This window comes from Pseudoxanthomonas sp. SGT-18 (genome assembly GCF_003931645.1).
Classification (GTDB): domain Bacteria; phylum Pseudomonadota; class Gammaproteobacteria; order Xanthomonadales; family Xanthomonadaceae; genus Pseudoxanthomonas.
This window is the reverse complement of record NZ_RRYJ01000001.1, coordinates 642,990-666,118: the sequence shown is the minus strand read 5'-3', so window position 1 is coordinate 666,118 and position 23,129 is coordinate 642,990. Positions and strand designations below refer to the sequence as shown.

24 protein-coding genes are annotated in these 23,129 nt (G+C 73.5%); 15 read left to right on the top strand and 9 right to left on the bottom strand.

Annotated elements, in window-relative coordinates:
* On the bottom strand, positions 1–476 hold a 476-nt coding region (locus EIM47_RS02990), incomplete at its 3' end, for a peptidylprolyl isomerase (protein WP_164514525.1).
* A 44-nt stretch (positions 477–520) separates the two neighbouring features.
* Between EIM47_RS02990 and EIM47_RS02985 the strand changes: the two genes are divergently transcribed.
* Positions 521–1,111, top strand: coding sequence for a C40 family peptidase (locus EIM47_RS02985; RefSeq protein ID WP_083852472.1), 591 nt, complete (start codon positions 521–523; stop codon positions 1,109–1,111).
* A gap of 104 nt (positions 1,112–1,215) precedes the next feature.
* The gene (locus tag EIM47_RS02980) at positions 1,216–1,992 is read left to right on the top strand and encodes a C40 family peptidase (RefSeq protein WP_019399857.1); all 777 of its coding nucleotides are present in this window, start codon (positions 1,216–1,218) and stop codon (positions 1,990–1,992) included.
* A 141-nt stretch (positions 1,993–2,133) separates the two neighbouring features.
* Here EIM47_RS02980 and EIM47_RS02975 read toward each other — a convergent pair whose 3' ends face one another.
* On the bottom strand, positions 2,134–3,408 hold the full coding sequence (locus EIM47_RS02975) for a dicarboxylate/amino acid:cation symporter (protein WP_028915870.1): 1,275 nt from the start codon (positions 3,406–3,408) through the stop codon (positions 2,134–2,136).
* Positions 3,409–3,611: 203 nt separating this feature from the next.
* Between EIM47_RS02975 and EIM47_RS02970 the strand changes: the two genes are divergently transcribed.
* Positions 3,612–5,306, top strand: coding sequence for an alkaline phosphatase (locus EIM47_RS02970; RefSeq protein WP_125076080.1), 1,695 nt, complete (start codon positions 3,612–3,614; stop codon positions 5,304–5,306).
* Between the two features lie 72 nt (positions 5,307–5,378).
* On the opposite strand, the gene EIM47_RS02965 is transcribed toward EIM47_RS02970, so the two are convergent.
* Complete coding sequence (locus tag EIM47_RS02965; RefSeq protein WP_125076078.1) at positions 5,379–5,834, bottom strand: CopD family protein; 456 nt, start codon at positions 5,832–5,834, stop codon at positions 5,379–5,381.
* Positions 5,835–6,096: 262 nt separating this feature from the next.
* Here EIM47_RS02965 and EIM47_RS02960 point away from each other — a divergent pair, with 262 nt between their 5' ends.
* On the top strand, positions 6,097–6,687 hold the full coding sequence (locus EIM47_RS02960) for a class I SAM-dependent methyltransferase (RefSeq protein WP_028915872.1): 591 nt from the start codon (positions 6,097–6,099) through the stop codon (positions 6,685–6,687).
* A gap of 3 nt (positions 6,688–6,690) precedes the next feature.
* On the opposite strand, the gene EIM47_RS02955 is transcribed toward EIM47_RS02960, so the two are convergent.
* From EIM47_RS02955 to pdxH, 3 genes are read right to left on the bottom strand one after another with little or no spacing between them, the layout of a single operon-like run.
* Entirely contained in the window at positions 6,691–7,488 is a 798-nt protein-coding gene (locus tag EIM47_RS02955) for a helical backbone metal receptor (protein ID WP_019399853.1), read from the bottom strand.
* Positions 7,488–7,940: an aminoglycoside 6'-N-acetyltransferase gene (aac(6'), locus tag EIM47_RS02950; protein ID WP_028915873.1), complete on the bottom strand. Its 453-nt coding sequence runs from the start codon at positions 7,938–7,940 to the stop codon at positions 7,488–7,490. Before aac(6') ends, EIM47_RS02955 begins: the two co-directional genes overlap by 1 nt.
* Positions 7,937–8,539 carry a pyridoxamine 5'-phosphate oxidase gene (gene pdxH / locus EIM47_RS02945; RefSeq protein WP_019399851.1) on the bottom strand — a complete coding sequence of 201 codons (603 nt, stop codon included), beginning with the start codon at positions 8,537–8,539 and terminating at the stop codon, positions 7,937–7,939. The genes aac(6') and pdxH overlap by 4 nt, the downstream gene beginning before the upstream one ends.
* A 39-nt stretch (positions 8,540–8,578) precedes the next feature.
* Here pdxH and EIM47_RS02940 point away from each other — a divergent pair, with 39 nt between their 5' ends.
* From EIM47_RS02940 to hemE, 8 genes are all read left to right on the top strand, one after another.
* Positions 8,579–9,403, top strand: coding sequence for a kinase (locus EIM47_RS02940; RefSeq protein WP_125076076.1), 825 nt, complete (start codon positions 8,579–8,581; stop codon positions 9,401–9,403).
* A gap of 295 nt (positions 9,404–9,698) precedes the next feature.
* Complete coding sequence (locus tag EIM47_RS02935) at positions 9,699–12,044, top strand: PAS domain-containing sensor histidine kinase (RefSeq protein WP_019399849.1); 2,346 nt, start codon at positions 9,699–9,701, stop codon at positions 12,042–12,044.
* Between the two features lie 32 nt (positions 12,045–12,076).
* The gene (locus tag EIM47_RS02930) at positions 12,077–12,715 is read left to right on the top strand and encodes a response regulator (protein ID WP_028915877.1); all 639 of its coding nucleotides are present in this window, start codon (positions 12,077–12,079) and stop codon (positions 12,713–12,715) included.
* Between the two features lie 316 nt (positions 12,716–13,031).
* Complete coding sequence (locus tag EIM47_RS02925; protein ID WP_125076074.1) at positions 13,032–13,229, top strand: hypothetical protein; 198 nt, start codon at positions 13,032–13,034, stop codon at positions 13,227–13,229.
* A gap of 53 nt (positions 13,230–13,282) precedes the next feature.
* Positions 13,283–13,825: a shikimate kinase gene (locus tag EIM47_RS02920; protein ID WP_028915878.1), complete on the top strand. Its 543-nt coding sequence runs from the start codon at positions 13,283–13,285 to the stop codon at positions 13,823–13,825.
* Positions 13,822–14,928: a 3-dehydroquinate synthase gene (gene aroB, locus EIM47_RS02915; RefSeq protein WP_125076073.1), complete on the top strand. Its 1,107-nt coding sequence runs from the start codon at positions 13,822–13,824 to the stop codon at positions 14,926–14,928. The genes EIM47_RS02920 and aroB overlap by 4 nt, the downstream gene beginning before the upstream one ends.
* A 57-nt stretch (positions 14,929–14,985) precedes the next feature.
* Positions 14,986–15,246 carry a WGR domain-containing protein gene (locus EIM47_RS02910; RefSeq protein WP_019399844.1) on the top strand — a complete coding sequence of 87 codons (261 nt, stop codon included), beginning with the start codon at positions 14,986–14,988 and terminating at the stop codon, positions 15,244–15,246.
* Between the two features lie 44 nt (positions 15,247–15,290).
* Positions 15,291–16,355, top strand: a complete 1,065-nt coding sequence (gene hemE / locus EIM47_RS02905) for a uroporphyrinogen decarboxylase (RefSeq protein WP_026010773.1) — start codon at positions 15,291–15,293, stop codon at positions 16,353–16,355.
* 6 nt (positions 16,356–16,361) lie between these two features.
* On the opposite strand, the gene EIM47_RS02900 is transcribed toward hemE, so the two are convergent.
* Together EIM47_RS02900 and EIM47_RS02895 are read right to left on the bottom strand one after the other, a co-directional pair.
* Positions 16,362–17,297, bottom strand: a complete 936-nt coding sequence (locus EIM47_RS02900; RefSeq protein ID WP_125076071.1) for a hypothetical protein — start codon at positions 17,295–17,297, stop codon at positions 16,362–16,364.
* A 3-nt stretch (positions 17,298–17,300) separates the two neighbouring features.
* Positions 17,301–20,861, bottom strand: a complete 3,561-nt coding sequence (locus EIM47_RS02895; RefSeq protein ID WP_019399841.1) for a hybrid sensor histidine kinase/response regulator — start codon at positions 20,859–20,861, stop codon at positions 17,301–17,303.
* Positions 20,862–20,953: 92 nt separating this feature from the next.
* Here EIM47_RS02895 and EIM47_RS02890 point away from each other — a divergent pair, with 92 nt between their 5' ends.
* The 3 genes from EIM47_RS02890 to EIM47_RS02880 are packed head-to-tail and all read left to right on the top strand — an operon-like array spanning position 20,954 to position 22,817.
* On the top strand, positions 20,954–21,676 hold the full coding sequence (locus tag EIM47_RS02890; protein WP_125076069.1) for a YceI family protein: 723 nt from the start codon (positions 20,954–20,956) through the stop codon (positions 21,674–21,676).
* Positions 21,673–22,251 carry a cytochrome b gene (locus tag EIM47_RS02885; RefSeq protein WP_125076067.1) on the top strand — a complete coding sequence of 193 codons (579 nt, stop codon included), beginning with the start codon at positions 21,673–21,675 and terminating at the stop codon, positions 22,249–22,251. Before EIM47_RS02890 ends, EIM47_RS02885 begins: the two co-directional genes overlap by 4 nt.
* A gap of 5 nt (positions 22,252–22,256) precedes the next feature.
* Entirely contained in the window at positions 22,257–22,817 is a 561-nt protein-coding gene (locus EIM47_RS02880) for a YceI family protein (protein WP_039731778.1), read from the top strand.
* Between the two features lie 19 nt (positions 22,818–22,836).
* Here EIM47_RS02880 and EIM47_RS02875 read toward each other — a convergent pair whose 3' ends face one another.
* Positions 22,837–23,061, bottom strand: coding sequence for a glutaredoxin family protein (locus EIM47_RS02875; protein ID WP_019399837.1), 225 nt, complete (start codon positions 23,059–23,061; stop codon positions 22,837–22,839).
* Positions 23,062–23,129: the final 68 nt, after the last annotated feature.

Here is a 23,129-nt window from a genome sequence, read left to right as displayed (position 1 = left end):
TGGTGGTGGCCGCCGTCGCCGTGCACGTGCCCGTGCTCGACCTCCTCGGCGCTGGCCTCGCGCACCTCGACGATCTCCACGTCGAAGTGCAGGTCCTTGCCCGCCATCGGGTGGTTGAGGTCCACGTCCACCACGCTGTGGCCGACCTTGTGCACGGTCACCGCGCGCGGGCCGAAGTTGGTCTGCAGCACCACCTGCATGCCCGGGGCCAGCCTGGTATTGCCGAAGTGCTTCTTCGGGATGCGCTGGGTCAGGCCCTCGCGGCGCTCGCCGTAGGCCTCGGCCGCCGGGACGTCGACGCTGAAGCTGTCGCCGGCCTGCTTGTCCATCATCGCCTGCTCCAGGCCGGGGATGATGTTGCCGTGCCCGATGAGGATCGCGATCGGCTCACGCTCCTTCGAGCTCTCCAGCGGCTCCAGGCCGACCTCGGAGACGGTGTAGTGGAAACGGACGACGCGGTCTTTTTCGATCTTCATGCGGAACTCGGGAATGGCTGCCGGCGGCAGCAGGGGTGGGCGGCTTGCCGGCCGCGGGAACCGCGGCCATGATGGCCGCCGTGAGGAAAGCCCCGCATTATCCCGTCCCCATCCCCTCGTTGCCAGCCGTGGCATGGGGTGCCCTGGCGGCGGTGGTGCTGCTTGCCGCCGGCTGCGGCGGCGGCAAGACCACCCGCCCTTCCGCCCAGGCCCCGGTGCAGACCCGCCACTGGCCGCAGGTCGCCCCGGCCAACCCGGCGGCGGCCAATGCCGTGGTCCTGCGCGCCCTGAGCCTGGTCGGCACCCCGTACCGCTACGGTGGCAACACCCCGGAGAGCGGTTTCGACTGCAGCGGGCTGGTCAACTACGTCTACCGCGACATGCTGGACCTGCGCCTGCCGCGCACCTCGCGCGAACTGGCCGAGGTCCAGGGCCCGCGGATCGCCCCGGAAAAGCTGGCCGCCGGCGACCTGGTGTTCTTCGGCAGCGGGCGCCAGGTCAACCACGTGGGCATCTACGTCGGCGAAGGCCGCTTCGTCCACGCCCCCACCAGCGGCGGCACCGTCCGCCTGGACCACCTGGACGGCTACTACTGGCGCGACCACTACAGCGGTGCGCGGCGGGTGTTGCGTTGAAACGTGACGCCTATTGGAACGATTCACGGGATTTTAACTTTTTGTGAACATCAACCCGGCGTGAAGCCGGCATCATCCCCCGGTCCTTTTTTCGTAACGACCGCGTGACGACCGAAGCCCGCGCCCTGCGCACTCCTGCCGCCACCCAGGCCCGCTCCCGCGCGCGCCTGCTGTTCCTGCTGTGCACCGTCCTGCCGGTCGCGCCGGCCATGGCCGCGCCCGAGCCGGCGCCGGTGGAGCCGGAGCCGCTGGCCCCGGCCACGATCCTGGAAGTGCCCGCCCCCGTGCCCCAGGCCGTACCGGCCACGGCGGCGGTGCCTGCCGTGGCGGCCGCGCCGCAGGCCGGCGGCCTGCGCGGCAAGGCCGACGCCGCGGCCAGCGCCACCCTGGCGGTGCTGCTGCCCCACCTGTCGCGCAACGACGGCATGCTGCTGGACCGTTCGGCGAATTTCGCCGGCGACGTCAACCGCCTGCTCAACCAGGAGGGCGAACAGGCCGGCGGCAAGCTGGAGCAGGTGGTCAAGGCGGCCATGGGCCTGCTGGGGACCCCGTACCGCTGGGGCGGCTCCGGCCCGGACGGCTTCGACTGCAGCGGCCTGGTCAGCTACGTGTTCCGCAACGCCCTGGGCATCGAACTGCCGCGCGCCTCGCGCGACATGGCGACCCGCTCCGACGGCAAGCTGATCCGCAGCCGCGACGAACTGAACCCCGGCGACCTGGTGTTCTTCGGCGCCCGCGGCCGCATCAACCACGTCGGCATCTACGTCGGCAGCGGCCAGTTCCTGCATGCGCCCAGCCGCGGCAAGGACGTGCGCGTGGACAGCCTGGCCTCCGGCTACTGGGGCAGCCGCTTCGTGCAGGCGCGCCGGGTCGAGATCTGACCCATCCCGCACCGTCGTTCCAGCGAAGGCCGCCGCAAGGCGGCCTTCGCCGTTTCCGGACCCGTTCCGCCCTGGCGCGCGCCAAGTACCGCCCGGCACCAATCCCCGGCCTGCGCCGGTAGCGCCGCCAGGCCCGGGGCGCTAGTCGCGCACCTCGGTGGGCTCGATCCCGACGTTGCTGGAAGCCCGTTCGTACACCTGGCGGTCCAGCAGCCCGGTTTCCTTGGCCACCAGCACCGGCACCAGCATCTGCCCGGTGACGTTGGTCATCGTCCGCATCATGTCCAGCACCCGGTCGATCGCCACAAGCAGGGCGATGCCCTCCAGCGGCAGCCCGGCGGCGCTGAGCACCAGGGTCACCATCACGATCGCCGTGCCCGGCACCCCGGCGGTGCCGAAGCTGCCCAGCACCGAGGCCAGCAGGATCACGAAGTACTGGTTGGCGCTCAGGTCCAGGCCGAAGTACTGGGCCACGAACACGCTGGTCAGGGCCGGGTAGATCGCGCCGCAGCCGTCCATTTTGATGCTCGCGCCCAGCGGCACGGCGAAGGCGGCGTAGTCCTTGTCCACGCCCAGGTTGTGGGTGGCGCAGCGCATCGCCACCGGCATCGAGGCGAAGCTGGAGGAACTGACGAAGGCCACCTGCATGCCCGCGGCCGCGCCGCGGAAGAACTTCAGCGGATTGAGTCCATGCGCCAGCAGCAGGCCGCCGTAGCCCAGCACGATGTGCAGGGCGCAGGCCAGGTACAGGGCGAACACGAAGGTGCCCAGCGGCAGCAGCTTCTCGAACCCGTAGCTGCCGACCAGTCCGGCGATCAGGCCGAAGGTACCCAGCGGGGTCATCTCCAGCACGAAGCGGGTGACCTGGACCATGGCGTCGCTGGCCTCGCCCACCAGCGCGCGCAGGCGCGCGGTCTTCTCGCCCAGCTTGACCAGGGCGAAGCCCAGCAGGCCGGCGAAGAAGATCACCTGCAGGATCTTGCCCTCGGCCAGGGCCTTGAACGGGTTGGTCGGGACCACGTCCAGCAGCACCTGCACCGGGGTCGGCACCTCGCGCGGGGTGTAGTCGGCCGGCATCTCCAGCCCGCTGAGCCCGGTGCCGGGCTTGAGCACCAGGCCCACCGCCAGGCCCACGCACACCGCCAGCGCCGCGGTGGCGGCGAACCAGGCGAAGGTGCGCCCCCCCAGCGCCGCCACCGACTTCTGGCCGTGCAGCGAGGCCACCGCGTTGACCACCGCGAACAGCACCAGCGGCACCGCGATCATGCGGATCAGGTTGACGTAGACCGTGCCCAGCGGGCCCAGCCAGGTCTGCGCCGCCGGGCCCAGCAGCCAGCCGGCCAGGGCGCCGAGCACGAAGCCGCCAAGCACGCGCTGCCAGAAGGGAATGGCCAGCCAGGCCTTGACCAGGTTCATCTGCAATCCGGGATGCTGCAATGGCGGAACGATACCCGGATGCAACCGGGCTGGCGATGCTGCCACTGGAACGCCGATATGTCATAGGCACGACATTGGCAACGTCCGATAATGCGCGCCCCACCCACCACGCACGCACCGTGGCCGTGGCCGCGCGCCAGCGCGGACCTGGCGCGGCCGCCTGCGCCGATTCCGGACCCGCAATGCCCCGTCATACCCGCGCCCTGCCCCTGGCCCTGCTCTCCGCCCTGCTGCCCGCCGCCTGCGCCAGCACCCCGCCCACGGCTCCTGCGCCGGCCAGCGCACCGCGGGTGCAGGTTCCGGCCATCGCCCATCCCGATGGCGAGACCCCGCAGTGGTGGTACCGCAACGGCGCCGCGGCCGCCGCGGCCAATGGCGCCATGTCGGGCAAGGCGAAGAACGTCATCCTGTTCCTCGGCGACGGCATGAGCCTGACCACGGTGGCCGCCGCGCGCATCCTCGAGGGCCAGCGCAAGGGCGGCCCGGGCGAGGAGAACCTGCTGAGCTGGGAGCGTTTCCCGCACACCGCCTTCAGCAAGACCTACAACGTCGACGCGCAGACGCCGGACTCGGCCGGCACCATGACCGCCATCACCACCGGCGTGAAGACCCACATGGGCGCGATCGGCGTGTCCGCCGGCAAGCGCAACGACTGCGCCGACAGCCTCGGCAAGCAGCGCCTGACCTGGCTGCACCTGGCCGACGCCGCGGGCATGGCCACCGGCATCGTCAGCACCGCGCGCCTGACCCACGCCACCCCGGCCGCGACCTGGGCGCACGCGCCCGACCGCAACTGGGAAAACGACGCGGCCATGCCGGCCGAGGCCCATGCCCAGGGCTGCATCGACATCGCCCGGCAGATGGTCTCCACCCCGTACGGCCCCGGCCCGAAGGTGATGCTCGGCGGCGGCCGCAGCCAGTTCCTGCCGGCCGGCACGCCCGACCCCGAATATCCGGACAAGACCGGCCTGCGCCGCGACGGCCGCGACCTGGTCGCCGAATGGAAGGCCGCCCACCCCGGCGGCGTGTACGTGTGGAACCGGCAGCAGCTGCAGGCCGCGGCCGACGCCCCGGCGGTGCTGGGCCTGTTCGAGCACGACCACATGCAGTTCGAGCACGAGAAGGACCGCGCCGCCGAGCCCACCCTGGCCGAGCTGACCGCCGAGGCGATCCGGCGCCTGTCGCGCGAGCCGGGCGGCTTCGTGCTGATGGTCGAGGGCGCGCGCATCGACCACGCCAACCACAACGGCAACGCCTTCCGCGCCCTGGACGAGACCGTGGCCCTGTCCGAGGCCGTGCGCGTGGCTGCGGAAATGACCTCGCCCGAGGACACCCTGATCCTGGTCACCGCCGACCATTCGCACTCGCTGAACTTCGTCGGCTACCCGGCCCGCGGCAACCCGATCCTCGACAAGGTCCGCGACGCGCCCGGCGAGGACGGCAAGCCCGGCGCCTACGCCCTGGACAACACCGGCCTGCCCTACACCACCCTCAGCTATGCCAACGGCCCCGGCCACACCGGCGCCAGCAACCGCCAGCCGGCCGGTCCGAAGACCTATCCGCACAACCCCTCGTCCTCGCAGCCGGCGCAGGGCCGCCCCGACCTGACCCAGGTCGACACCACCCATCCGGACTACATGCAGGAGGCGCTGGTGCCGCTGAAGTCCGAATCGCACGGCGGCGAAGACGTGGGCATCTGGGCACGCGGCCCGGGCAGCGAGGCGGTGCGCGGCACCCTCGAGCAGAACACGATCTTCCACCTGATCGTGCAGGCCACCCCGAAGCTGCGCGAGCGCCTGTGCGCCGCCGGCACCTGCGACGCCAACGGCGTGCCGGTGGAACTGCCGCAGCCGGAGCAGTTCCGCCGCAAGGACTGAGCCGGAAAACGCGACGGGCCGCTTCCTGCGAAGCGGCCCGCCTGCTTTGCGGGTGTCCGGTCCGGGACCGGCTCAGAACGGCTTGGCCAGCACCAGCCAGACGATGGCCAGCAGCACCAGCACCGGCAGTTCGTTGAACACCCGCAGCGCGCGCGCCGAGGCCAGCGGCTTGCCGGCGGCGGCGTTCTTCAGCCAGCGCCCGGTGAGCACGTAATAGACCACCAGCAGCACGACCAGGGCCAGCTTGGCGTGCAGCCAGCCGGCCGGCGAACCGACCATGGTGGGGAAGCCGCCGACCACGCGGTGGCCCAGCCACAACACCAGGCCGGCGACGAAGGCCAGCCCGAACATGTTGTGGCCGAAGCGGTACAGGCGGCGCCCCATCAGCAGCAGGCGCTCGCGCACCGCTGCCTGGTCGCCGGCCTCGGCCACGTTGACCAGGATCCGCGGCAGGTAGAACACCGACGACATCCAGGCCACCACGAACAGGATGTGGAAGGACTTCACCCAGAGATAGGCCGAATACATGCGCGTCACCTGCGGTTGGGATGCGCGGATTGTCGGCCATCGCGCGCGTGGCGTCGAACCCGGTGCGTGGCGCGGCATATCGGCTCCGGCCTTGCCGGGGATCCGCCGCCTGCCGGAAGCCGCCGGACCTGCCATCGGCGGGTGTCGCGGGGCCGGAACCCCTAAACTGCGGCGCCTGGCGCAAGCGGCGACGGCGACTGCCACGCCCGGTCCCGTTGCTTCGGATTCCGCCTGCGCCCCTCCCCGCCACGCTCCCGAACCCATGACCAAGACCTACGACCGCGCCTACTTCGACCGCTGGTACCGGCAGCACCACATCCAGGACCCGCGCCGGCTCGAGCGCAAGGTGGCGCTGGCGGTGGCCACTGCCGAGTACTACCTGGAGCGCCCCATCCGCACGGTGCTGGACATCGGCTGCGGCGAAGGCGCCTGGCGCGCGCCGCTGCTGAAGCTGCGGCCGAAGGCCAGCTACCTGGGCTTCGATTCCAGTGAGTACGCCGTCGCCCGCCACGGCGCACGCCGCAACCTGCACCTGGCCCGCTTCGGCGATTTCGAATGGTTGCGCCCGTGCGCGCCGGTGGACCTGCTGGTGTGCGCGGACGTGATCCACTACCTGCCCACGCGCGAGCTCGGCCGGGGCCTGCCCGGCCTGGCCGAGCTGTGCGGCGGCGTGGCCTTCCTCGAGGCGTTCACCGCCGAGGACGAATTCGAGGGCGATACCGAAGGCTTCCAGCCGCGCAAGGCCAGCTGGTACCGCAGGAAGTTCCAGCAGGCCGGACTGACCCCGGTCGGTTCCTACTGCTGGCTGGGCCCGCGCATGGCGGCCACTGCCGCCGCACTGGAGCGCGGCTGAGGCTCAGCCGGCGCAGCGCCGCGCCCAGGCATCGAGCACCGCCTCGATCGCCGCCAGGCCATCGGTCAGCGCAGCCGGCCCCGGCTGCAGGACCAGCGGCGAGCGGATCTCGTGCAGCTCGCCGTCGCGCACCGCCGGGATCGCATCCCAGCCCGGGCGCGCGGCGACCTTGTCCGGACGGAACTTCTTGCCGCACCAGGAGCCGAGGATGATGTCCGGCGCGCGCGCCACCACCACCGCCGGATCGGCCAGGATGCGGTCGCGCGCCAGCGGCTGCGCGGACAGCTCCGGGAAGACGTCCTCGCCGCCGGCGATGCGCACCAGCTCCGCCACCCACTGGATGCCGGTGATCAGCGGCTCGTCCCATTCCTCGAAGTAGACGCGCGGCCGCACGCCCCGCTGCTGCGCGCGTTCGCGCGCCGCATCCAGGCCGCGCCGCAGCTCGCCGGCCCAGGCGTCGGCCTTTGCCGCGGCACCGACCAGGGCACCGAGGCGGCGGATGTAGTCGAGGATGCCGTCGACGCTGCGGTGGTTGGCGATCCAGACTTCCACGCCACGCCGCACCAGCTCGGCGGCGATGTCGGCCTGGATGTCGGAGAAGCCGATCGCAAGATCCGGCCTGAGCGCCAGGATCGCCTCGACCCTGGCGCTGGTGAATGCGCTGACCTTGGGCTTCTCGCGCCGCGCCTGCGGCGGGCGCACGGTGAAGCCGCTGATGCCGACGATGCGGTCCTGCTCGCCCAGCGCGTAAAGGGTCTCCGTCGGCTCCTCGGTGAGGCACACGATGCGGCGCGGCCCCATCACCCCACCCGCTTGCGGAAGTACACCACCCGCTCGGTCTCGACGAAGCCGCAGGCGCGGTGTGCGGCGTGGCTGGCGGTGTTGTCCAGCAGCGCGTCGGAAGCCAGCTCGGTGCAGCCCAGCGCGCGCGTCCAGCCTTCCACCGCGCGCAGCAGGGCGCGGCCCACGCCACGGCCACGCCAGGCCGGCGCCACGTACCAGGCCTCGAGGAAGCCCACCGGTGAACTGGTGGTGCCGTTGACGTAGTCGTGCCGCAGCGAGGCCTCGGCCAGGCCCACCAGTTCGCCGCCGACCTCGGCCACGAACATCCCGCCGTCGGCCGCGTGCAGCAGGTCGGAGGCCTCGCTGGCCAGCAGTTCCGGGTCCACCTCCGGCCACAGCGCAGCGCGCATCCCCGCCCAGGCCGGCAGGTCGGCCTTGCGCGGCGGGCGCACGCGCAGCTGCAGGTTCATGGCTGCAGCATCCGCTTGGACCAGGCGCCGTCCCCGCCGCGCTCGTAGCTCCAGCGCTCGTGCAGGCGGAAGCCGGCGCCGTACCAGAACTCGAACGAACGCGGCACCACCCGGAACCCGCTCCAGCCCGGCGGGCGCGGCACCGGGCCGTCGCGGAAGCGCGCCTCGGCCTCGGCCAGCGCGGCCTCGAACTCGGCGCGCGAGCCCAGGGTCTGCGACTGCCGCGAAGCCCAGGCGCCAAGCTGGCTCATGCGCGGGCGGCTGGCGAAATAGGCATCGGCCTCGGCGGCGTCCACCTGGCCGACCTCGCCTTCGATGCGCACCTGCACGCCCGCCTCGCGCAGGTGCCGCCACAGGAACAGCAGCGCGGCGTGCGGGTTGGCGCGCAGGTCGCGGCCCTTGGGGCTGTCCAGGTGGGTGTAGAACACGAAGCCACGCTCGTCGTGGGCCTTGAGCAGCACCGTGCGCGCGTGGGGCCGGCCCTGGGCGTCGGCGGTGGCCACGGTCATCGCATTGGGATCGGCCATGCCGCTGGCGCGCGCCTCCTCCAGCAGTTGTCCGAAGGTCTGCAGGGCCTCGGCGTACAGCGGATCGGTCATGGCGGCTCCATGCGCGGCAGGGGCCGGTATTGTGGCGCCATGGACAGCGACGCGCACACCGCAGGCTTCCCCGCAGCCCTGGTCCGCGCCGTGCTGGCCTCGGTGCCCGCGCGCCCGGGCCTGCAGGTGCTGGGGATCAGCGGCCTGCAGGGCAGCGGCAAGTCCACCCTGGCCGCGCAGGTGGTGGCGGAGGCCGCCGCCGCCGGGCTGTCCGCCGCCTGCCTGTCGCTGGACGACGTCTACCTGGACCGCGCCGCGCGCCAGCGCCTGGCGGCTGGGGTACACCCGCTGCTGGCCACCCGCGGCCCGCCCGGCACCCACGACCTGGCCCTGGCGCTGGCCACGATCGACGCCCTGCGCGCCGGTCGCACGGTGCCGCTGCCGCGCTTCGACAAGCTGGCCGACGACCGCCTGCCGGCGGAGCGCTGGCCGCGCCCGCAACGACCGCTGGACCTGCTGGTGTTGGAGGGCTGGTGTCTGGGCGTGCCCGCCGAGGACAACGCCGCGCTGGTGGAGCCGGTCAACGCGCTGGAGGCGCGCGAGGACCCGGACGGCACCTGGCGCCGCTACTGCAACACCGCGCTGGCACGCGACTACCCGGCGCTGTGGGCGCGGCTGGACCGGCTGTGGTTCCTGCAGCCGCCGGACTTCCAGGCCGTGTACGCGTGGCGCTGGCAGCAGGAACAGGCGCTGCAGGCCGCCAGCGGCCGCCGCGGCATGGACCGCCCGGCGCTGGAGCGCTTCGTCCAGCACTACGAGCGGGTCAGCCGCCAGGCCCTGCGCACCCTGCCCGGCCTGGCCGACGCGGTGCTCCGGCTCGACCACGCCCGCCGCGTTAAGGATGCGCCCGCGCCGGCAGCGTAGATTGGCCACCGGGCGGCCTGTCCAATTTCGGATTCGTCTGATGGTCGCGTATGCGCGGGGCGCGGGACATTCCTGCCCCATGGGGGAACGGAGCGGTAGCACGGAGCTGGGCCAGCCCGTCGGGCGCCACGGTGCCGGCTGTCCGTCGTGCCGTCCCGCGTCCCCACTGTCCTGGCCGCCCCCTGCCGGAAACGCCCACTCCCCCGGGGCATCCACGATGGCGGCCCGTCCGGGCCCGAGGGCCCGGACGCCTTTTCCCCGCAGCTGCCGCCTGGCCCTCGCCGGCACCGCCCTGATGCCCGGCCCGGTGCTGGCGGCAACGGCGTCCGGCAATACCCCCATCCTCGCCCTTGGCTGCGTCCTCGCCGGCCTGCTTGCCGGCGTGCTGGCGACCCTCGGCTGGCTGGCCTGGCGCCGCCAGCGCCAGCGCCTGCCGGGACTGCCGGACGCGACCGCGCTGCTGGAGGCCGTGCCCTGCGTGGCTTTCCTCAAGGATGGCGACGGTCGCTACCTGGCCGTGAACCAGGCCTTCGAAGCCCACTACCACTGCCGGCGCGAGGACGTGCTCGGCCGCACCCTGGCCACCTCGCGGCAGGTGCACGGCAAGGACGCGGAGGTGCTGATGCAGGCCGAGAGCCGCCTGCACCAGTCCGGCGAGCCGGTCGCCTGCGAGATCGACCACAGCGGCCCCGACGCGGCGCGCAAGCTGCGCCTGCGCCTGCACCCGGTGCGCGGCCGCCACGGCGTCAGCGCGCTGCTGGGCACCCTGGCCGACGTCACCGACCTGTACGAGGCACGCCGCGCCACCGAGGCCGCCACCCATACCGCCGGCACCTTCCTGTCGCTGGTCAGCCACGAGATCCGCACGCCGATCGCCGGCGCCCTGGGCATCGTCGAACTGCTCGCGCACACCCCGCTCAACCAGGAGCAGGTGCACATGCTGGGCATGCTCGAGGAATCGGTGGAAAGCCTGCTGGAGATCATGGGCGACATCCTCGATTTCTCCCGCCTGCAGGCCGGCGAGCTGCAGCTGGACCAGGGCACGTTCGACCTGCGCGACCTGCTGGACGACGTGGTCGCCGCGGCCGCCGCGCCCGCCGCCGAGAAGGGCCTGCGCCTGCATGCCAGCGCCGACCGCCGCCTGGCCGCGGCCTACCGCGGCGACGCCGGGCGCCTGCGCCAGGTATTGGCCTACCTGCTGGCCAGCGCAGTGCGCGCCAGCGGCGGCGGCCAGGTGGAGCTGCAGGCCGAAGTGCTGGCCGATGCCGGCGACGTCCAGCGCCTGCGCCTGTCGGTATCCGACTCCGGCGATGGCGGTGCCGCGCTGCCGATGCCCGCCACCGGCGCTCCGCGCCGCGATGACACCGCGCGTCCCGGCGGCCTGGCGCTGGGCCTGGCGATCTGCCACCACCTGGTCCGGCTGATGCGCGGCGAACTGCTGCTGTCGCGGGTCGAGGGCGAAGGCGGGCTGGCCTGCCTGGAACTGGAACTGCCGGTGGAACGCCCGCGCATGCCGCTGCCCGAGCTGAGCGGGCGGGTGGCGCTGGCCTGCACCCGCGATCCGCGCACCGGCCACGCCCTGGCCCAGGGCCTGGCCGCGCTGGGCCTGCAGCCGCTGGAGGCCACCCCTTCGGGCGTGGAGCAGCTGCATGCCGGCGATGCCGACCTGTTCCTGGTCGACGCGCCGCTGGTACGCGACGGACGCCTGCCGCCGGGCGTGGCCCATGTCTGCCTGCAGGATCCGCGCGAGCCGGCAAATGCCCCGGAAGGCTGCGTGGTGCTGCCGGTGGCGCCGCTGCTGTCGCGCAACCTGGAACGCGCCTGCCGCGCCGCGCTGGCGCTGCCGGAGCCGGAAGCGGCCGGGGTCGCGCCGGTGAGCCGGGCGGCGGTGCGCATCCTGGTTGCCGAGGACCACCCGATCAACCGCGCGGTGATCTCGCGCCAGCTGCAGCGCCTGGGCTACCCGCACGAGGTGGTCGACGACGGCCGCGCGGCGCTGGAGGCGCTGGCGGCGCGGCACTACGACCTGCTGATCACCGATTGCCACATGCCGGAAGTGGACGGCTACGCGCTGGTCCGGCAGTTGCGCCAGGACGAGCGCGAGCGCGGCCTGGCGCGGATCCCGGTCATCGCCCTGTCCGCCAGCGTCCTGCCCGGGCACGTGGGCAAGTGCATGGAGGCCGGGATGGACGATTTCCTGGCCAAGCCGGTGCAGCTGCACGAACTGGAACTGAAGCTGGCGCGCCACCTGCACGTGGCCCCGGTCCCGGCCGAACCGGCGGCCGAGCCGCAGCCGGCCGTCGGCAGCGCGGCCTACCGCCAGCTGGCGCTGCTGATGGACGCGTTCGGCTCGGTGCGCCAGGTGCGCGAGATCCTGCACGGGCTGCTGGAAACCTGCCGCGCCGACCTGGAGGCTCTGGACCAGGCGCTCGCGCGCGGCGACACTCGTACCCAGTCCGAACTGCTGCACCGCATTTCCGGATCGCTGCGGCTGGTCGGCGAACCGCCCGGGGGAGGCGCCCCGGCGGCGCCGGCCACGCCGGCCGCGCGGCGCGAAGCGGTGCTTCGCCACGTGCGCTGGCTGGAGGAACTGCTGCAAAGCCTCGGCCCGCCCGGGCCCGCACTCGCGGCGCGCCGCTGAAGGCGCCACGACCACGGAAAGGTCCGCCCCGAATGAACAAGCTGCGCATCATCCTTGCCGACGACCATCCGGTGGTCCGCGCCGGACTGCGCCTGCTGCTGGAATCCAGCGCGGGCGCCGAGGTCGTGGCCGAGGCCGGCAGTCCGGGCGCGCTGTTCCAGGCCCTCGGCCAGGCCGAGGCCGACCTGCTGCTGACCGACTTCATCATGCCCGGCGGCGACGGTGCCGACGGCCTGGCCATGCTCTCGCGCCTGCGCGCGCACTGGCCGCAGCTGCCGGTGGTGGTGCTGACCATGGCCAACAACGGCAACGTGCTGCAGGCGATCCTCGGCACCGGGGTGCGCGGCCTGCTGGACAAGTCCGACGCGCTGTCCGAGCTGACCGTGGCGATCAGCGCGGTGGCCAACGGACGCCGCTACGTCGGCGCCGGCGTGCGCGCCGCCCTGGACGCGCACCTGCGCAGCGACGCCGGCACGACGCCGCTGTCGCGGCGCGAAACCGAGGTCCTGCGCCTGTTCGCCTCGGGCATGACGGTCTCGGAGATCGCCCGCCACCTCAACCGCAGCGTCAAGACCATCAGCCACCAGAAGGTCGGCGCGATGAACAAGCTGGGCCTGCACAACGACCTGGAGATCTACGCCTACGCCCGCGAGAACGGCCTGATCCCCTGAGCCAGGCCCGCGGCACCGCAGCCGTGCGCACCACCGCGCCCGGCGTGGCCCCGCGCCCGCCGCGGCCCACGCGCGGGCGCTGACGACACCGGATCCGCCCCTCCCCCGGGGCATGCACAGAGCAATGGACAGCCACATGGACGAATGCTTCCCCGCCCCCGCCTTCGCGCCGCGCAAACATCCTTTGCGAGGATTCGCATGGAACGACGACGCAGTTCCCAGTCATCCTCCCGCCATGGACACGGACTCGGCCCTTGCACTGCTCGCGTCGCGGCCTCGCCCCCACTCCGTGCCGGCCCCGCCAGGCGTGCCCCCCGTGCACGACTGGGAAAGCCTGCTTCCGGAAGCGGTCGCGATCGCCTGGAAACGCGACCCTGAAACGATGGGGCACTTGCTGGCGGCGCTGCTGACACGGCACATGGCAGGCCACGGCGAAAGCCTCGATACCACCCTGGACGAACTGCACCTGATGATCGCAATGGAACTGCAGGCACTGGCCGGCTACCCGGACTAGCCGCGCGCCTTCGTTTCAGCCGTGACCGAGCGCCTTTGCTAGCATCGGTCGCCATGAATCCAGCCCCCAACCTCGTGCTCGTCGGCCCGATGGGCGCCGGCAAGTCGTCGATCGGCCGCCGCCTGGCGGACCGCTTCGGCCTGCAGTTCGTCGACGCCGACAGCTACCTGGAACAGCGCACCGGCGCCAGCATCAGCGCGATCTTCGACCACGTCGGCGAAGCCGGCTTCCGCGAGCGCGAAAGCGCGGTGCTGGCCGAGCTGCTGGCCGGCAACGGGCTGCTGGTGGCCACCGGCGGCGGCGCGGTGCTCGCCGCCGGCAACCGCCAGCTGATGCGCGAGCGCGGCTTCGTGGTCTACCTGTGCGCGGGCGTGGAATCGCAGCTCAAGCGGCTGGCGCGCGATCGCAGCCGGCCGCTGCTGCAGCGCGGCGACCGCGAGCAGGTGCTGCGCGGGCTGGCGGCCGCGCGCGAGCCGCTGTACCGCGAAGTCGCCGACCTGGTGATGGACACCGACGGCCTCACCGCGGTCGAGGCCGCCACCCGCCTGGCGCTGCGCCTGGCCGAGTCGTGGACCATCAGCGGGGTCGCCGCATGAGCGCCGCGCGCACGGTCCAGGTCGGCGGCAGCCATCCCTACGCGATCAGCATCGGCCCGGGCCTGCTGCAGGACGGCACGGCGCTGGCCACGCACGCGCGCGGCCGCCACGTGCTGCTGGTCAGCGACAGCCAGGTCGCGCCGCTGTACGCGGCCGGCGTGGAAGCGGCGCTGCGCGCCGCGCGCCCGGAGCTGGCGATCGCCACCCACGTGATCCCGGCCGGCGAATCGCACAAGACCCTCGCCACGCTCGCCGGCGTGTTCGACGCACTGGCCGCGCTGGGCGCGACCCGCGACGCGGCGGTGTTCGCACTTGGCGGCGGCGTGGTCGGCGACCTGGCCGGCTTCGCCGCGGCCTGCTGGATGCGCGGCGTGGACTGCGTGCAGCTGCCGACCACCTTGCTGTCGATGGTCGACTCCTCGGTCGGCGGCAAGACCGCGGTCGACATCCCGCAGGGCAAGAACCTGGTCGGCGCCTTCCATCCGCCGCGCGCGGTGGTGGCCGACACCGCCGCCCTGCGCACCCTGCCGCCGCGCGAGCTGCGTGCCGGGCTGGCCGAGGTGGTCAAGTACGGCGCCCTCGGCGACCCGCTGTTCTTCCAGTGGCTGGAAGCGCAGCGCGACGCCCTGCTGGCCGGCGACGACCAAGCCCTGGCCGAGGCCATCGCCCGCAGTTGCGAGCACAAGGCGGCGATCGTCGAGCGCGATCCGCTGGAGAAGGGCGAGCGCGCCCTGCTCAACCTGGGCCACACCTTCGGCCACGCGATCGAGGCCGAGCAGGGCTATTCCGGCGGCGGCAGCGCGGCGCTGGTGCACGGCGAGGCGGTCGCGGTCGGCATGGTGCTGGCCGCGCGCATGTCGGCGGCGCTGGGCATGGCTCCGGACGAGGACACCGCGCGCCTGGCAAGGCTGCTGGAGGCGTTGGGCCTGCCGACCCGGATCCCGGCCGGGCTGGAGCCGGAAGCGCTGCTGGCGCGCATGCGCCTGGACAAGAAGAACGTGGCCGGGCGCCTGCGCCTGGTGCTGTGGCGCGGGATCGGCCGCGCCGAGGTGGTCCCGGAGGTGGACGAGGCCGCGGTCCTGGCCCTGCTGCGGGACGGCTGAGGCCGGCTGCCGGGCTTTGCGCGGACGCCGGCCCGGCACCGGCTACAATCCGGTCCCATGCGCATCCTCCTGCAGCAGCGCCCGGCGCCGGGCGAAGCCCCCCGTTACCTGCAGCTGACCCTGCAGCCGGACCTGTTCGGCGGCTGGGAGCTGCTGCGCGAGAGCGGCCAGATCGGCGGCAAGTCGCAGCTGCGGCGCGAGCAGTACCTGCTCCAGGACGAAGCCATCGCCGCCTTCGAGAAGGCCCGCGACGCCCAGATCAAGCGCGGCTTCCAGGTGATGTTCGTCAGCGGCGCCGACGCCCCGCGGCGGGCCTGAGCGCGCCTCCCTCCTTCCCGCACCAAGGTTCCGAAGTGTCCGAAATCCTCGCCAACGACCGCCTGCTGCGCGCCCTGCGCCGGCAGCCCGTGGACCGCACCCCCGTGTGGCTGATGCGCCAGGCCGGCCGCTACCTGCCCGAGTACCGCGCCACCCGCGCCGCCGCCGGCAGCTTCCTGGCCATGGCCAAGACCCCGGAACTGGCCTGCGAGGTCACCCTGCAGCCGCTGCGCCGCTTCCCGCTGGACGCGGCGATCCTGTTCTCGGACATCCTCACCGTGCCCGACGCCATGGGCCTGGGCCTGTACTTCGCCGAGGGCGAGGGCCCGAAGTTCGAGCGGCCGGTGCGCGACGAGGCCGACGTGGCCCGCCTGGCGGTGCCGGACATGGAGACCGAACTGCGCTACGTGATGGACGCGGTGCGGGTGATCCGCCGCGAGCTTGCCGGCGCGGTGCCGCTGATCGGCTTCTCCGGCAGCCCCTGGACCCTGGCCTGCTACATGGTCGAGGGCGGCGGCAGCGACAACTACGCGACGATCAAGGCCATGGCCTTCAACCGCCCGGAGCTGCTGCACAAGCTGCTGGGCGTGGTCACCGACGCGGTCATCGCCTACCTGGCCGCGCAGCGCGCCGCCGGCGCGCAGGCGCTGCAGGTGTTCGACACCTGGGGCGGCGTGCTCTCGCCGACGCTGTACCGCCAGTTCTCCCTGCCCTACCTGCAGCGCATCGCGCGCGAGCTGCAGCGCGGCGAGGGCGAGGACCGCACCCCGCTGATCCTGTTCGGCAAGGGCAACGCGGCATACCTGGAGGCGCTGGCCGCCACCGGCACCGACGCGGTGGGCGTGGACTGGCTCGTGGACCTGGGCGAGGCCGCGCGCCGCACCGGCGGCCAGGTCGCGCTGCAGGGCAACCTCGACCCGGCCACCCTGTACGCCAGTCCGGAGGTCATCGCCCGCGAGGCCGCGCGCGTGCTGGACAGCTATGCCGAGGGCAACGGCGGCTCGCGCGAGGGCCACGTGTTCAACCTCGGCCATGGCATGTCGCCGGACATGGACCCGGAGCACGTGCTGGCCCTGGTCGAGGCGGTGCACGCGCACAGCGCACGCTGACCGGCCTCAGCCGGTGCCGCGGCTGCGCAGCCGCGGCCGCCCCAACGACGGCGCCTTGGGCGCAGCGCGGCGGTCGGCCGGCGCCAGGTACTCGATCCGGATCTCGCGCAGGTGCGGCGGCACCTGCGGCTCGATCGCCTCCGGCGCGACGCAGCCCGGGTACACGGCCGCGGCCAGTGCGGCGGCCAGCTCGCCGGCACGCGCCGCTTCCTGGTGCAGGACCTGCGCAGCGTCGACCAGCGCCACCGCGCTCGGCGCCGCGGCTGTGTCGCCGCGATAGCTGGCCAGTACCGGCGGCGCTTCCGGATCCGGCAGCACGTCGACCAGCTCCACCCGCTGTGGCAGCCAGCAGGCCCCGGTGCTGCGGATGCGCAGCTGCGCCGACACCTCGCCCATGAACTCCCGCACCCGCTCCAGCAGCTGCTCCGGCGGCACCCTCGCCGGGGCGCTGGCGCGCGCCTTGACCAGGTAAAGGTTGCGGGCGAACAGCAACATCACCGAACCCAGCCGCTGGCGCGGGTATGCCACCGCTACCGCCCGTGCCGGCTCGCGCCCGCGGCCATCCTCGCCGGGCAGTTCGAGCGCCTGCAGCGCTTCGGCGTGCGCGGGCGAGCCCAGGCTGTGGCCGGCCTGCAGCATCTGCCCACGCTCGTGCGCGGCCAGCTCGTCCAGCCGGTAGGCGGCGGCCGGTCCGGCCGGGTAGACGTACAGGTCCAGCCAGGAGTCAGCGGACACGTAGCGCACCGAAACCCCCAGCCCCTGGTCCGGGTAGCGGGTTTCCCCGCTCGCCTTCCATTCCCCGACCTGCAGCGGGTAGAGCACCCGGGTCTGGGTGATCAGCCCGCCCAGCAGCGGCGGCGGTGCGCTTTCCGCGGTGGCCGCGCCCGGCGCCCAGGCCAGCAGCGCCGCCAGCACGCCCCGCGCCGGCCAGCGCCCGCGCATTGCTCAGGCCTCCGCCGGTTCCGGCAGCACCGCGGCGATCGCCGCGGCCAGCATCTCGCCGGTCACCGGCTTGCGCAGGAAGCCGTCGAAACCGGCCGCGCGGGCGAGCTGCTCCGCCTCCCCGTCGGCACGCGCGGTCACCGCGACCAGCGGCGAGGCGAAGCCCTGCGCGCGCAGCTGCCGGGCCAGGGCCATGCCGTTCATGCCCGGCAGGTCCAGGTCCAGGAAGGCCGCGTCGAAGTGCGCCACCGCCACGTCCGCCAGCGCCGCCAGGGCATGCGGGGCGTGGGCGACGCGGTGCCCGCGCGCGCGCAGCAGGCTGCATATGACCTCGGCCACGGTGGCGTCGTCCTCCACCAGCAGCAGGTCCAGCGGCCGCCGCGTGCGCTCCGGGGCCGGCGCCGGACGCGGCGGGGCCTCGGGCGCCGGCGCGTTCGGCAGCGGCAGCTGCACCCGGAACGCGGTGCCGCGCCCGGGCGCGCTGTCGACGTCGATCCGCCCGCCCATGGCCAGCGCCAGTTCCTTGCAGATCGCCAGGCCCAGGCCGCTGCCGCCGTAGCGCGCGGCGGTGCGTGCGCCGTCGGCCTGCTCGAAGCGCCGGAACAGGCGTGCCTTCTGCTCCTCGCTCAGGCCCGGGCCGGTGTCGCGGACCACGAACACGATGCCTTCCGGCGAGATCCGCCCCAGCTCCAGCACCACCTCGCCGCGGTCGGTGAACTTGACCGCGTTGCCCAGCAGGTTGAGCAGGATCTGGCGTACCCGGCCCGGGTCGCCACGCACCGCCGGCGGCATGTCCGGCGCCACCCGCAGGTGGAAGGCCAGGCCGCGCTGCTCGGCCACCGGCGCCATCAGCCCGCCGACCTCGGCGGCCAGCGCGTGCGGATCGAAGTCCTGCGAGTCCAGCTGCAGCTTGCCGGCCTCGATCCGGGCCAGGTCCAGGGCGTCGTTGACCAGCCGCAGCAGGTGGTCGCCGGCGCGGCGGATGGATTCGACGTAGCTGCGCTGGCGCGCGTCCAGCGGCGTCTCCAGCAGCAGTTCGCTCATGCCCAGCACGCCGGTCATCGGCGTGCGCACCTCGTGGCTGAGGGTGGCCAGGAACCGGCTCTTGGCCATCGACGCCTGCTCGGCCAGCTCGCGCTTGTGCATGACCAGCTGCCACTGGCTGCGTGAACGCACCCGGCGCCGGTACAGCCAGGCGCTGCCGACGATCGCCAGCAGCACCAGCAACAGCGCGCCCAGCAGCGCCCAGCTGGTGCGCCACCACGGCGGCGCCACCGCGAACCCGAACTCCAGCACTTCCGACCAGCTGCTGTGGTGGCCCAGCGAGGCCTGCAGCTGCAGCCGGTAGCGGCCCGGCGGCAGCTGCGAGAACAGGCGCGCGCCGCCACGCATCTCCACCCAGTCGCTGTCGTAGCCCAGCAGCCGCGAGCGGTAGCGGTGCGAGCCGGGGTCGTCGTAGGACAGCAGGCGCAGCACCACTTCCAGGTCGTGGTCGTACGGGCCGAGGGTGAAGCCGCCGGACTGCGGCAGGCCCATCCAGCCCTCGCCGCTGCGCACGCGCAGGGCGTCGACCACCAGCCGCGGCGACACCGGCGGCGGATCCGGCAGGGTGGTGTCCAGCAGCAGCAGCGAGCCGTCGCCGGTGGAGGCCACCAGCACGCCGTCCTCGTCGATCGCGATCGCGCGTTCGACGAACTCCTGGCTGGGCAGGCCCTCGCGCACGCCGAACGGGCGCACCCGCGCCGGCTGCCCGCCGGCCGGCGGGTCCACCCGGAACAGGCCGCGGCGGGTGGCCAGCCACAGCCGCCTGCGCGCGTCCACGCGCATGCCGGTGGCCTCGGTCGCCGGGATGCCCTCGGCCACGCCCAGGCGCGCCTGCCGGGTCCAGCGCCCCTGCCGGCGTTGCCACAGCTCCAGCCCGGACAGGCGCTGCAGCCACAGCTGGTCCGGCCCGTCCAGGACGAAGCCGTAGATGGTTTCCTCCTCGCCCGGCGGGTTCAGCCCCGGCAGCGGCACGAAGGCCTGGGTGCGCGGCTCCCAGCGCAGGATCCAGGCGCCCTCGGCGATCAACGGCACGCCTTCCGGGCCGATCGCCACGGCGGAGAAGTCCGCGCTGTCCAGGCCCGGGGTGCGGCCTGGGCGCAGCTCGGCCAGCACCTTGCCCTCCGAGTTGCGTTGCTGCAGGCCGGCGCCGGTGAAGGCCAGCCACAGGGTGCCGTCGGGCGCCTCGAGGATCCATTCCAGCGGACCGCGGCCCATCACCGCGTCGACCGGGCTTTGCGCGGTCCACAGCTGCGACGCACTTCCGTCCAGCCGCACCAGGGCGCCGCTGCGCCCCAGCCACAACCGGCCGCGGCTGTCCTGCAGCGCGCTGCGCACGCTGGCGTGGCTGACCGTGCCGAGGGCGCCGAGGGTCTCGGCGAACTCGGCGCGCGAGGTGTCCAGGCGGCCGCCGGTACCGGCATTGCCGGTCAACCAGATGCCGCCGCCCACGGCTGGCGCCACCACGCGGTAGGCGCCGCCGGCGAAGCCCTGGCCGGGCCCCAGCACCGCGATGCGGCGCCAGTCGGCGCGCAGGTAGCCCAGGCCCTGGGCCGGCAGGCCCACCCACAGGCCGCCGTCCACGTCGTGCAGCATGGCCTGGATCACGCTGTTAGGCCCGGGCACGTCGAAGCCGTGGCCCACCGCCACCGGCTGCCCGCCGCGCGGCACGTGCCACAGCCCGACGGTGGTCGCCACCCAGTAGCCGCCCTGGCCATCGCCGCTCATCGCGCTGACCGCGCGCCGGCCGCGGAACTCCTCGGCCCATGCCGGGGTGTCCCAGGTGCCGTCGTCGCGCATCCGGTGCAGGCCGTGCGGGGTACCGATCCAGGTGGCCTGGCCGTCGCGCCACAGCGCCGTCACCGGCGGGAACGGCTCGGGCCCGGGCAGCGGCAGGCGCCGCACCCGCGAGGCCTTGTTCATGCAGTAGGCCAGGCCGTTGAGCGTGGCCACCAGGATGGTTTCCCCCTGCGGGTCCATGGAGATGCCCATGACCGCACGGTCCAGCGAGGCGTCGATCTCCGGATCTCGCGCGCGCATGCGCTTGAGCCGGTCCTCGCCGTCGATCCGGTACAGGCCGCCGCCGAAGGTGCCCAGCCAGACCTCGTCGCCGCGCCCGGTGATGGTGAAGACGTCGTCGCTCTCCAGCTCCGGGTGGGTCGCGCTGCGGTAGTGGCGGAAGCCGCTGCGGCTGGTGTCCATCACGCTGACGCCGCCACCCTCGCTGGCCACCCAGATGCGGTTGCGGCCGTCCACGTACAGCGCCTGGATCAGGTTGCCGGGCAGCGAGGCCGGATCCTCCGGATCGTGCTGCCAGACGCGGAAGCCGACGCCGTCGTAGCGCGCCAGGCCATCCCAGGTGGCGACCCACAGGTAACCGTCATGGTCGCGGGCGATCGCCGGGACCACGGCCGAGGGCAGCCCGTCCCCGGGCCCGAGGACCCGGAAGCGCGGCAATTCGGGCACCGCGGCGCGCAAGGCACCGGACAGCGCCAGCAACAGGCACAGCCACAACAGCCGCATGGTGTCCTCGAGGCCAACCCCGGAACGAATCGTCGCAATGGCGGCAGGCAGGCGCAAGCCACGCCGCGCCCGCTGCACCTAGAATGCGGCCGATGCCGTCCATCCGCGCCCGTGTCGCCCGCTCCGCCGCCGCCCTGCTCGCGGCCTGCGGGCTGCTGGCCGCGGCCGCCGCGGCGGCGCCGGCGCGCTATGCCATGGACCCGGTGCATACCCGGGTGCTGTTCGCCGTGTCCCATGCCGGGTTCTCGCAGGCGCTGGGCACGGTGTCCGGCAGCGAGGGCACGCTGGAGTTCGATCCGGAGGACTGGAGCAGCGCGCGCCTGGACGTGCGCGTGCCGCTGCAGCGCCTGGACCTGGGCGACCCGGACTGGAACCGCGCCACCCTGGCGCGCAACCTGCTCGATGCCGGGCGCTGGCCCGAGGCGCACTTCGTCTCCGAGCGGGTCGAGCCGCTGGGGCCCGACCGCTTCGTCGTCCACGGCCAGCTGACCCTGCGCGGGGTGACCCGGCCGCTGGCGCTGGAGGTCAGCTTCAACGCGCTGCGCCGCCACCCCATGCCGCCGTTCCGGCGCACCGCCGGGTTCTCGGCGCGGGGCACGCTCAGCCGCAGCGCATTCGGCGTGGATGCCTGGCCGACGATGATTGGCGACCAGGTCGAGCTGCGGATCGAGGCCGAGGCCGTGCGCAGCAGCCGCGCGCCGGAGCCGGGCCAGGCAGGCGCAGCCGATCCGCCCGCGGACGCTGGTGTGCCCCCGCCGCCGTCGCCCCTGCCACCCGAACGCCCACCCGAGCCCGAGGAACCCGTCCAGCCATGAGCCTGAAGAACACCGACCGCTGGGGCGGCATCAGCCAGCTGCTGCACTGGACCATCGCCGTGCTGATCCTGCTGATCGGCGTGGTCGGCCTGGTGATGGGCGAGCTGCCGCGCTCGCCGAAGTACTTCTGGGTCTACACCGCGCACAAGTCGCTGGGCCTGACCGTGCTGGCCCTGGTGCTGGTGCGGATCGGCTGGCGCCTGTACGCAGGCGCCCCGGCCCCGGTGCCCGGCACGCCGCGCTGGCAGGCCTGGCTGGCCGGCGTGGTGCACCTGCTGCTGTATGGCATGGCCCTGGCCATGCCGCTGTCCGGCTGGCTCTACGACTCGGCCAGCGGGCTGCGCCCGTTCCGCTGGTTCGGCCAGGTCGAGGTGCCCAAGCTGGTGGCCCCGGACCGGGCCCTGGCCGATGCCGCCCACGGCTGGCACGAGTGGCTGTTCTGGCTGCTGGTCCTGCTGGTGCTGGTGCACGCCGGGGCCGCGCTGTACCACCATTTCGTCAGGCATGATGCAACCCTGGCGCGGATGCTGCCACGCCGGATGACCACGCACCCCCCGCGCGAGGACGCCCCGTGAAGCCGATGCTGACCACCCCTGCCGCCGTCGCCGCCCTGCTGGCTGGAATGCTGGCCGCCGCACCGGCCATCGCCAGCGAATACGTCCAGGCCGAGGGCTCGACCCTGGCCTTCGCCAGCCGTTACGACGGCGAGCTGTTTACCGGCCGCTTCCACGAGTTCAACACCCGCCTGCGCTTCGACCCGGCCAAGCCGGCCGAGGGCAAGCTGGAGGTGAGCATCAACCTGGCCAGCGCGGCCACCGGCAACACCGACCGCGACTCGACCCTGCGCACCGCCGACTTCTTCGACATCGGCCGCCATGCCCAGGCGCGCTACACCGCCAGCGGCTTCCGCAAGCTGGCCGACGGCCAGTACGCCGCCGATGGCACCCTGGAACTGCGCGGCGTCAGCAAGCCGGTGACCCTGACCTTCAGCTGGGATGCCTCGGGCCCGCAGCCGGTGCTGACCGGCCGCGCCGTGGTCCAGCGCCTGGACTTCGGCGTCGGCGGCGGCGACTGGGCCGACACCGACCTGATCCCCAACGCGGTCAACGTCAGCACCAAGGTGGTGTTCAAGCAGCCGTGACCGGCCCGCGCGCGGCCGCTCAGCCGGCCAGCCACTGGCGCAGGCGGGCCACGTCGAACGGCCAGTCCAGCTCGCGCCCGCCGGCGTCGCGCAGCACCGGCACGCGCGTGCCGTAGCGCGCCTCCAGCGTGGCGTCGTCGTCGATGAACACGCTCTGCGGCTCCGGCGCGCGCGCCGCGGCCAGCACGGCCAGCGCCTGGTCGCAGAGGTGGCAGTCGTCGCGCTGGTAGAGCACCAGGCCCATTCCCGATCCCCGTGAGGCTGCGTTGGGCGGCTACCTTAGCCGCTGGCCCGCGGCGCGTCATGTCCGTT

Bases quoted from the DNA above. Each gene is read 5' to 3' on its own strand.
- EIM47_RS02975 (WP_028915870.1), bottom strand. From the start codon at position 3,408: ATGAACCTGGTCAAGGCCTGGCTGGCCATTCCCTTCTGGCAGCGCGTG.
- EIM47_RS02970 (WP_125076080.1), top strand. From the start codon at position 3,612: ATGCCCCGTCATACCCGCGCCCTGCCCCTGGCCCTGCTCTCCGCCCTG.
- EIM47_RS02965 (WP_125076078.1), bottom strand. From the start codon at position 5,834: ATGTATTCGGCCTATCTCTGGGTGAAGTCCTTCCACATCCTGTTCGTG.
- EIM47_RS02960 (WP_028915872.1), top strand. From the start codon at position 6,097: ATGACCAAGACCTACGACCGCGCCTACTTCGACCGCTGGTACCGGCAG.
- EIM47_RS02955 (WP_019399853.1), bottom strand. From the start codon at position 7,488: ATGGGGCCGCGCCGCATCGTGTGCCTCACCGAGGAGCCGACGGAGACC.
- pdxH (WP_019399851.1), bottom strand. From the start codon at position 8,539: ATGACCGATCCGCTGTACGCCGAGGCCCTGCAGACCTTCGGACAACTG.
- EIM47_RS02940 (WP_125076076.1), top strand. From the start codon at position 8,579: ATGGACAGCGACGCGCACACCGCAGGCTTCCCCGCAGCCCTGGTCCGC.
- EIM47_RS02935 (WP_019399849.1), top strand. From the start codon at position 9,699: ATGCCCGGCCCGGTGCTGGCGGCAACGGCGTCCGGCAATACCCCCATC.
- EIM47_RS02930 (WP_028915877.1), top strand. From the start codon at position 12,077: ATGAACAAGCTGCGCATCATCCTTGCCGACGACCATCCGGTGGTCCGC.
- EIM47_RS02920 (WP_028915878.1), top strand. From the start codon at position 13,283: ATGAATCCAGCCCCCAACCTCGTGCTCGTCGGCCCGATGGGCGCCGGC.
- aroB (WP_125076073.1), top strand. From the start codon at position 13,822: ATGAGCGCCGCGCGCACGGTCCAGGTCGGCGGCAGCCATCCCTACGCG.
- EIM47_RS02910 (WP_019399844.1), top strand. From the start codon at position 14,986: ATGCGCATCCTCCTGCAGCAGCGCCCGGCGCCGGGCGAAGCCCCCCGT.
- EIM47_RS02900 (WP_125076071.1), bottom strand. From the start codon at position 17,297: ATGCGCGGGCGCTGGCCGGCGCGGGGCGTGCTGGCGGCGCTGCTGGCC.
- EIM47_RS02895 (WP_019399841.1), bottom strand. From the start codon at position 20,861: ATGCGGCTGTTGTGGCTGTGCCTGTTGCTGGCGCTGTCCGGTGCCTTG.
- EIM47_RS02890 (WP_125076069.1), top strand. From the start codon at position 20,954: ATGCCGTCCATCCGCGCCCGTGTCGCCCGCTCCGCCGCCGCCCTGCTC.
- EIM47_RS02885 (WP_125076067.1), top strand. From the start codon at position 21,673: ATGAGCCTGAAGAACACCGACCGCTGGGGCGGCATCAGCCAGCTGCTG.
- EIM47_RS02880 (WP_039731778.1), top strand. From the start codon at position 22,257: ATGCTGACCACCCCTGCCGCCGTCGCCGCCCTGCTGGCTGGAATGCTG.
- EIM47_RS02875 (WP_019399837.1), bottom strand. From the start codon at position 23,061: ATGGGCCTGGTGCTCTACCAGCGCGACGACTGCCACCTCTGCGACCAG.